We start from the raw sequence: 2488 nt of genomic DNA on the forward strand, positions 1-2488 counted from the left end.
ACTGACCCACCTGAGGGCATTGCGATCGTTCAAAACTGACCCACGCAAACACACTGCCCTGCTCGATGAACGAGCGGGGAGAGCCAGGAGTGATCAGCGTGGCGATGTTGGCCAAGATCAGACGGATGCACCTGCGAGATGGCCTGTCCATCCGCGAGGTGGCGAGGCGCACGGGCTTGTCGAGGAACACCGTGCGGCAGTGGTTGCGCGAGGAAGGCGTGACCGAGCCGAAGTACCCCGAGCGCAGCACGGCGAGCGTGCTTGACGCCTGGGCCGAGCACTTGGAGGCGGCACTGCGTGCCGATGCGCACCGCCCGGTGCGCGAGCGGCGCACGGCCAAGGCCCTGTTCGAGCAGATCCGGGCGCTGGGCTACGCGGGCAGCTACCCGCGCGTGGTCGTGTGGGTGCGCCGCTGGCGCGAGCGGCAGGCCAGCGCCCCGCGGCGTGCGGCCTTCGTGCCGATGAGCTTCGAGCTGGGCGACGCCTTCCAGTTCGACTGGAGCTGCGAGTACGTCTTCGTGGGCGGACTGCGCCGCCGGCTCGAGGTGGCGCACACCAAGCTGGCGGCCTCGAGGGCCTTCTGGTTGACGGCCTACCCTGCCCAGAGCCACGAGATGCTGTTCGACGCGCACGCCCGGGCCTTCGAGGCGCTGGGTGGCGTGCCGCGCCGGGGCATCTACGACAACATGAAGACCGCCGTGGACAAGGTCGGTGTGGGCAAGGCGCGCTCCGTCAACGCCCGCTTCCAGGCCATGTGCTCGCACTACCTGTTCGAGCCCGAGTTCTGCAACCCGGCCTCGGGCTGGGAGAAGGGCGTGGTCGAGAAGAACGTGCAGGACCGCCGGCGCCAGGTGTGGCGCGAGGCCGGCGAGCGGCGCTGGAGCGACCTGGCCAGCCTGAACGCCTGGCTGGCCGAGCGCTGCCGCCAGGGCTGGGAGGAGACGGCACACCCCGAGTGGTCCGAGCTGAGCGTGGCCGACGTGCTGCAGGACGAGCGCACCCGCCTCATGCCATGCCCGAAGCCCTTCGACGGCTACGTCGAGCAGCCCGTTCGGGTGTCGGCGACGGCGCTGGTGCACTTCCAGCGCAACCGCTACAGCGTGCCGACCCGCTGGGTCAACGAAGTGCTCAGCCTGCGCGCCTACCCCGAGGCCGTGGTGCTGGTGGCCGAGGGCGTCGAGGTGGCCCGGCACACGAGGAGCTTCGAGCGGGAGCTGACCTTCTACGACTGGCAGCACTACATCGCGCTGGTGCAGACCAAGCCGGGGGCGCTGCGCAACGGCGCGCCCTTCAAGGCCATGCCCGAGGTGCTGCAGACGCTGCAGCGTCACCTGCTGCGCCATGCCGGCGGCGACCGGGTCATGGCGCAGGTGCTGGCGGCCGTGCCGGTGCACGGGCTGGAGGCCGTGCTCGTCGCAGCGGAGATCGCGCTGGAAGCCGGCAGGCCGAGTGCCGAGCATGTGCTCAACGTGCTGGCGCGGCTGAAGGATGGGGCGCCGGCGCTGCGCGAGCTGACGCAGCCCGCCCCGACGCTCAAGGAAGAGCCCCGCGCCGACGTGCAGCGCTACGACAGCCTGCGGGAGGCCCAGCAGCCATGAGCGCCGAGATCGTCACGCGCCTGAAGGCGCTCAAGCTACACGGCATGGCGGCGAACTGGCCGGAGCTGGTGGCGCGCTGCCGGCATGCGGCGCTGGAGCCCGAGCAGTTCGTCGAGCAGTTGCTCGATGCCGAGGGCGCCGAGCGCAACGTGCGCTCGATCGCGTACCAGATGACGGCGGCCCGGTTCCCGGCGCACCGGGACCTGGCGGGCTTCGACTTCGCCAGCAGTGCGGTCGATGAAGCGCTGGTGCGCAAGCTGCACACGACGGCGTTCACTGAGGCCGCCCACAACGTGGTGTTCATCGGCGGGCCGGGCACGGGCAAGACGCACCTGGCCACCGCGCTCGGCATCGAGGCGGTCCAGCGGCACGGCAAGCGGGTGCGCTTCCACTCGACGGTGGAACTGGTCAACGCGCTGGAGGCGGAGAAGGCCGCAGGCCGGGCCGGGCAGATCGCGCACCGGCTGACCTACGTGGACCTGCTCATCCTGGACGAGCTGGGCTACCTGCCGTTCAGCCAGGCCGGCGGCGCCTTGCTGTTCCACCTGCTGAGCAAGCTCTACGAGCACACCAGCGTGGTGATCACGACCAACCTGAGCTTCGGCGAGTGGGCCAGCGTCTTCGGCGACGCGAAGATGACCACTGCGCTGCTGGACCGGCTCACGCACCACTGCCACATCGTCGAGAGCGGCAACGACTCCTGGCGCTTCAGGCACAGCAGCACGACCACCGCTGCGGCACGAACCCGATCAACGACGCAACGCAGGAAAGGACCGACCCAAGACCCCAGAACCGCAGAGATATCCACAGACCAAGGCACCCTCGGGTAGCCTACAGGGGTGGGTCAGTATTGAATGATCGCAGCGGGTCAGTTCTGGGCGATCGTCAAC

Annotated in this window: 2 protein-coding genes; both read left to right on the plus strand. The window is 69.5% G+C overall.

All coding sequences use genetic code 11. The features are described from left to right. Positions 1–98: 98 nt before the first annotated feature. Positions 99–1598, plus strand: a complete 1500-nt coding sequence (gene istA / locus Y694_RS21285; protein ID WP_036236417.1) for an IS21 family transposase — start codon at positions 99–101, stop codon at positions 1596–1598. Further along, positions 1595–2428, plus strand: a complete 834-nt coding sequence (gene istB / locus Y694_RS21290) for an IS21-like element helper ATPase IstB (RefSeq protein ID WP_011829064.1) — start codon at positions 1595–1597, stop codon at positions 2426–2428. The genes istA and istB overlap by 4 nt, the downstream gene beginning before the upstream one ends. Positions 2429–2488: the final 60 nt, after the last annotated feature.

Source organism: Methylibium sp. T29-B (genome assembly GCF_000576225.1).
Classification (GTDB): domain Bacteria; phylum Pseudomonadota; class Gammaproteobacteria; order Burkholderiales; family Burkholderiaceae_C; genus Methylibium; species Methylibium petroleiphilum.